At 63.8% G+C, this 6,268-nt stretch carries 4 protein-coding genes and 1 pseudogene; 1 reads left to right on the forward strand and 4 read right to left on the reverse strand.

The features are described 5' to 3' along the window. The 4 genes and pseudogenes from EN935_RS18195 to EN935_RS18210 all read right to left on the reverse strand — a co-directional run. Nucleotides 1–219, reverse strand: a pseudogene (locus EN935_RS18195) (hypothetical protein); the annotation flags it as partial. Between the two features lie 126 nt (nt 220–345). After that, nucleotides 346–1,344: a GlxA family transcriptional regulator gene (locus EN935_RS18200; RefSeq protein WP_164548583.1), complete on the reverse strand. Its 999-nt coding sequence runs from the start codon at nt 1,342–1,344 to the stop codon at nt 346–348. 20 nt (nt 1,345–1,364) lie between these two features. Continuing rightward, on the reverse strand, nt 1,365–2,264 hold the full coding sequence (gene folD, locus EN935_RS18205; protein ID WP_127264892.1) for a bifunctional methylenetetrahydrofolate dehydrogenase/methenyltetrahydrofolate cyclohydrolase FolD: 900 nt from the start codon (nt 2,262–2,264) through the stop codon (nt 1,365–1,367). Between the two features lie 180 nt (nt 2,265–2,444). Beyond that, complete coding sequence (locus tag EN935_RS18210; protein ID WP_127264891.1) at nt 2,445–5,003, reverse strand: Wzz/FepE/Etk N-terminal domain-containing protein; 2,559 nt, start codon at nt 5,001–5,003, stop codon at nt 2,445–2,447. A 198-nt stretch (nt 5,004–5,201) separates the two neighbouring features. Here EN935_RS18210 and EN935_RS18215 point away from each other — a divergent pair. After that, a partial coding sequence (locus tag EN935_RS18215) for a lipopolysaccharide biosynthesis protein (RefSeq protein WP_127373492.1) occupies nt 5,202–6,268 on the forward strand: 1,067 nt, incomplete at its 3' end.

The raw sequence follows: 6,268 nt of genomic DNA on the forward strand, positions 1-6,268 counted from the left end.
GCCATAGGCCATGAAGCCGATCTCGTCCTCGGCGGGGACCGATTGAAGCACGGACCTCAGCGATTCACGGGCGATCTCGAGCTTGGGCTTGCCGTCGATCTGCGCCCACATCGAGCCGGAAGCATCGAGAATGATGATGACCTTGTTTGCGGCAAAGCCGAGTGTCGTCATCGACAAAAGAAGGATCGCCGCAGCGACGCCCCGTGCAAGTCCCGCCATCGATATCTCCTCAAATCCGCCCCTGATCCGGGCGGGAAAGCTATTTGACGCGGCGTCAGGACACAAGTCCGGGCGCGGCTGTGAGGGAGCCGAATGCCAGACTTTTCGGCGAAAGCGAAAATCCGCTCAGTAGGTCGTGCGGCGCTCTTCCGAGGGCGGCCTGCCGAATTGCAGCCGGTAGCTCTGGGCGAAGTAGGAATGCGAGGTGAAGCCGGTCGCGATCGCCACATCGAGGATCGGCATGTTGGTCTGGCGCAGCAATTCGCGCGCCCGCTCCAGCCGCAACCGCATGTAATAACGGCCGGGCGTGACGCTGAGATGGCGCAGGAACAGGCGCTCGACCTGGCGCACCGACAGGCCGGCGGATTTGGCCAGTTGCACGGCCGACAGCGGCTCGTCGAGGTGGTCGGCCATCAGTTCGACGATGCGCCTGAGCTTCTCCGACTTGCCGGTCAGGTCGCGTTCCGGCCCGACACGCTGGCGGTCTCCGGCCGAGCGGATGCGTTCATGCTGGAACTGGTTGGCGACGCCATTGGCGAGATTCGAACCGAAATCGCCGCGCACGATCTCCAGCATCAGGTCGATCGAGGTGGTGCCGCCGGCGCAGGTATAACGCTTGCGATCGATCTCGAAGACGTTGCCCGTGCAGTTGATGTCGGGGAACCGTTCGACGAAGCCTGCGCGATTTTCCCAATGGATAGTGCAGCGATAGCCTTCGAGCTGGCCGGCCTCAGCCAGCAGGTAGGAACCGACCGACAAGGCACCCAGTGCATTGCCGCGCCGGCCCCAGCTGCGCAGTGCCGCCAGCACCTTGCTCTTGCCAGGAAATTCCGTCGTCAGCCCGACCGAGACGAAGAGGATGTCGACAGGCGGCAGGTCGGCAACGGCGTAGTCGATCTTGAGCGGTAGGCCATTGGAGGCCATCACCGGATCGCCGTCGGCCGACACCGTGGTCCAGCCATAGAAGTCGCGGCCGAGCAACCGATTTGCCGACCGGAACGTGTCGATCGCCGCGGCCAGCGAGAACATGGAGAACTTGTCGACCAGCAGGAAAGCGAACTGCCGGCCGCCTTGAACGGGATCGGTTATGGCCGGCCGTTCCAAGGGAATAGTGGGGTTCGGCAAAGCTGCGGCTTTCTGGCGGGTCAGAAGGACGGCCGTTTCAATTCGGCCGCAAGGTAGGCAGAGGCTAACGTATTGGCCATCAGCATGGCAATGGTCATCGGCCCGACACCGCCGGGCACCGGCGTGATGGCGCCGGCGGCCTTGGCCGCTTCGGCATAGGCAACATCGCCAACGAGGCGCGACTTGCCCTCGCCCTTTTCCGGCGCCGGAATGCGGTTGATGCCTACATCGATGACGGTGGCGCCCGGCTTCACCCAATCGCCCCTGATCATCTCCGGCCGGCCGACGGCCGCGACAAGAATGTCTGCGGTGCGGGCCAGTGCCGGCAGATCCTTCGTGCGGCTGTGCGCGACGGTGACGGTGCAGTTGGCGGCAAGCAGGAGGTTGGCCATCGGCTTGCCGACGATGTTGGAGCGGCCGACGACGACGGCATTGAGGCCGGACAGGTCCTTGCCGCGCACACGCTCGATCAAAAGCATCGAGCCCGCCGGCGTGCAAGGCACGAAGGCGGTCTCGAGTTCACCGGTGCCGAGCTTGCCGACATTGATGAAATGGAAGCCGTCGACATCCTTTTCCGGCGCGATGGTCTGGATGATCTTGCCGGCGTCGATATGGGCCGGCAGCGGAAGCTGTACCAGGATGCCGTTGATGGCCGGATCGGCGTTGAGGTCGCCGATGATCTTCAGCAATGCCTGTTCGGAGGTTTCGGCCGGCAGCGTGTGCTGGACGGAATGAAAGCCGCATTCCTTGGCGGTGCGCGATTTGGAGGCGACATAGACCTGGCTGGCCGGATCCTCGCCGACGATGACCACGGCAAGACCGGGCTTGGCGTTGCCTTTGGCAACCAGCTCGGCCGTCAGGGCCTTGACCGTCCGCACCACATCTTCAGCAACGCTCTTACCATCAATCACTTCGGCCATGGACCATCCTCAACACCAAAATGCCCAAGCGCGTCGCTTCCGGAAGCGACGCGCTTTTTGATCTTTCACCGCGTGGCATTTTCACGAAAATTCCAACACGCAATCCCGCCAAAGCGCCTTCCCATGCCGTTTACGCGAAACCGGCATGTTTTTGTACGGCACAGCGAAGAATTTTGTGGCTCAGAAGTACCGGCGACGCGCGCGGCTCTCGGTGAGTTCGCGAACCGCTTCGCGGAATTCGCGCAGGCTGGCGCGGATTTCCTCGATTGGCGCCTGCTGCTCGACGTCCGCCTTGGGCTGCGGCGCCTCCACCGATCGCTGAGGCGCCTGCTGCGGCGGGATGGGCGGCTGCGGATAAGGCTCAGAAGCAGGCTGAGGCGGATAGGGCTGCTGCCCGGCATTGGGGGCGGGCGTGGACTGCGGATGGGTATGGCCGGGCTGCTGCGTGTAGGCCAATGGCTGCGCGTAGGGATAGAGCTGCGGGCCCGAATATGGTCGCTGCGGCACTATGTGAGGCGGTAATGGCGGCTGCGCCATCTGCTGCGTATATGGGGCCTGGGCGCCCGGCTGGAAAGGCGACGGCGGGTAGGCGGCTGCAACCTGCTGCTGGGACGCAAAGGCCGGTGCCGACTGGAGATAGGCGGGGTACGCCGGATCTCGCGTTGGCTTCACGTTTTCATCAGAGACCCACTCCGTATCGAAAGGCTCTTCCGGGGACGGCTTGCGGGACACGGACTTGTGCAGCCTCGACAGCAAGGCACCGATCCGGCCGGAACCTTCGGCCGAGGCGACCTCAGCTTGCTGGACAGGTGGTGGTGCTGCCGGCGGTGGCGCAGGTGGTGGCGGTGTAGGCGGGGGTGTCGATGGCTGCAGTACTGGTGGTTGTAGCGGTGCCGGGGGTGCTGCCCGATATGGCTTGTCCTCATAGGGCGCCCGGCGTTCATCCACGCTGCGGTCGCGGCGCGATCGCGAATTGGCTGTGTCACGCAGGCTCTCATAGGCGCCACGCATGGCGCCGAGGCCAATGCCCGAGGCAAAGCCCAGCAACAGGCCGGCAAGCGCTACGACGACCCGCGACGGCCCGTTCGGCTCGAGTGGCGCGAAAGCCTTCGAGATCACATTGATGTTGGCGGTGTTGATGTCCTTCTGCTCGCCGGTCTCCTTGGCACGGAGCAGGTACTGTTCGTAGACGGAACGCTTGGCGGTGGCCTCGCGCTCCAGTTCGCGCATCGACACCAGATCGCTGTTGACGTCGCCGCTGCGGACCTTGAGCTGAGCCAGACGAGAAGCGAGATCCTGTTCGAGTTGCACGGCGCGCTTGAGGTCGACCTGCAGCGACGAGCCGATGCGGCGCAACTCAGCGGCGATGCGGTCGCGTGCGCCGGCAATCTGGGCATTGAGCGCCTGGAGTTCGGGGTGGCGCGGACCGAACCGGATGGCGGCGCGGTCGACTTCCTGCTTGAGCGACGCATATTGCGAACGCAGATCGCTCATCGTGTTGGAGTTGATCTCCTCCGGCAAGGTGCCGGTGAGAACCGAGTTGACATCGACCGAGCGCGCCGAGGCCGCCCGAGCATTGAGTTCCAGCGTGCGGGCGCGGGCAACCGACAGCTGCTCGTTGAGCTTCAGCATCTCATCGTCGCTGATGAGGTGGCCCTGCGCGTCGACAAGGTCGTGCGTGGCTCTGAAATCCTCGACCTTGCGCTCGGCCGCCTCGACGCCCTTGCGCAACTCGTCCAGCCTGGCCGTGAGTTCGTCCGTGGCGCGGCCGGCGGTGTCCGATTGAATCTGGCCGAAGGTCTGCAGGAAGACATCCGTCATCGTGTTGGCGATGAGGGCCGATTTCTCACCATTCTGCGTTGTCGCGCTGACGGTGATGACGAAGGTCTTGCCGCCGCGCTCGACCGAAAGGCTCTCAGCCAGATTGCCGACAGCCAGCGCACGGCGGCGGGTGTCGTCGACACCGCCCGGTCCGTCATTGCGAGACAGGACGGAGCGGATGAGCGACATGACGCTGAGGCCGCCGCCTTGCCCATTGAATTCCGGGTCATTGACCAGATTGAGCTTGTCGACGACCTTGTTGAGAACGGTGCCTGATGTCAGCACCCGGACCTGGTTCTCAACGATGGCTAGCGTGGCGTCGGAAGCGACGACCGACTGGGTGAGATCGCGGTCAGTCAGCTTCAGGTCGCGCGGATCGACGATCAGCTCGGTGGTGGCCTCGTATTTCTTCGGCGTCGACAGCGCGATCGCAATGCCGAGCGCGGCACCCAGCATCGTCGTCGTCACGATCAGCAGCTTCGACTTGCCGACACCGCGGACGACTTGCATTGGATCGATCAGCGGCTTCCACTGCTGGCTGTCGGCGCCGTCATTGTGGGACGCCGGCGCGGCGCTTGAATGGTAACGTTCGGATGTACGATCGGAGGCGCCTGCGGTTTCAACAGCAACAGACTGTGTCCGTGGCGTGTTTTGCGGATGGCTCACCGACGAGGCTGGCTCGTAGCCGGCCTGATACCCGTCTGTTGCGACCGGATCCGACAGCTTCGGGTTCGTCCGCGTTTCGCGCCGTGAACGGGCGAGGCGATGGCGGGTGGCGGCATCCTCGCGCCATGACGGGTCTGCCCGATCCCCGATCGAGACCAGGGACGCGTCAGGTTCGTCGCCGCGCACAGCCTGGCCAAGCGCCAGCAACGAGCGCTCGCGCTTCCAGTCTTCGCGGTTTTCCCTGTCGACCATTGTCTGGAACTTTACCCTTGGCGACCTGCAAACGGCGATTGGCCATTCGTTAAGCCACGCTAAACAGGCATGGAAAACAAAAGGTTAATTTTCCCGCGCCGAGCCTGCGGTTTCCCTCTTCGGTTGCATCTATTTTCGACACAACCGTAGACCCCAGAACGGCACGTTAAGTTTTCCGGCCTAGGCTCTCCGTGAGACATGACGCAGGCCAGTGATATACCGCAAAGGCGGCCCCTCGCCCGGATCGGCATTTTTTTGGCCGAACGACGGGGGCTGCTTCGCGACTATTTCTCGGCGATCAGCGGCGCCGGTGGGCGACTGGTGTTTTCACTCGCCTATTTCATCGCACTGGCCAACACGCTGTCCATTTCCGAGTTCGGCATGTTCGCCACCGCATCGGCGGCCGGCGTCATGCTGTCGCGCATCCTCGCCTTCGGTTTCATATCGGCGCTCTACCGCACTGCCACCATCCGACCCAATCTGATCGGCACCTTCACCGCCGGCTTCCTGCTGCTCGGCGTGCTGTCGCTGCCGCTGCTGGCGGCGGCCTCGTTCGGCGTCTACCTGATTTTCTTCGCCGACACCGTGCCGCTGTCGGTGTTTGCTGCAATCGTCTTTGCCGAAGCGCTGCTATGGCGGCCGGTGGAGGTGGCGCTGATCGTCAACAACGGTCTGGGCAAGTTCGGCCGCGCCGCGCTGCTGGCCATCCTGGCGACGGCGCTGCGGGCGCTTGGCGCGGTGCTGTTCATGTTCTGGGCGCAACACAGCGTCTGGATATGGTCGTGGTTCTATATCGGCGCCAACGCCGCCTCGCTGCTGATTGCCTTCGGCTTCTTCTACCCGCGCCAGCGGCTGCGGCTGCGCATCGAGCTCTATCTCAGGCGATTGGCCGATTCCATCTATGTGGCCGGCGCCGAAGTGCTGTTCTACCTGCAGATGGAGTTCGACAAGCTACTGGTCCTGGCGATCGGCGGCCCGCATCTGGCCGGTATCTACGCCATCATCATGCGGCTGGTCGATCTGACGGCCATTCCGATCCGCACTTTCTCGATGATGCTGGTGCAACGCATGATGCGCGCGCCGGAACTGCTGTCGCGACTGGCGGTCAAGAGCGGCATCGAAGGCGGCGTGTTCGCGGTGTCGACGCTGGCGCTGCTGACGCTTGGCATCGTCCTGCACTTCTTCCCCAATGCGCTCGGCAAGAATGTCGCCGAGGCCGCCCCGCTGGTCGTGCTGGCGATCTGCGTGCCGGGACTGCGCAATCT

The organism is Mesorhizobium sp. M7D.F.Ca.US.004.03.1.1 (assembly GCF_003998635.1).
GTDB lineage: Bacteria > Pseudomonadota > Alphaproteobacteria > Rhizobiales > Rhizobiaceae > Mesorhizobium > Mesorhizobium loti.

Coding starts and splice junctions, on each gene's coding strand:
- EN935_RS18210 (WP_127264891.1), bottom strand. CDS start 5,003: ATGGTCGACAGGGAAAACCGCGAAGACTGGAAGCGCGAGCGCTCGTTG.
- folD (WP_127264892.1), bottom strand. CDS start 2,264: ATGGCCGAAGTGATTGATGGTAAGAGCGTTGCTGAAGATGTGGTGCGG.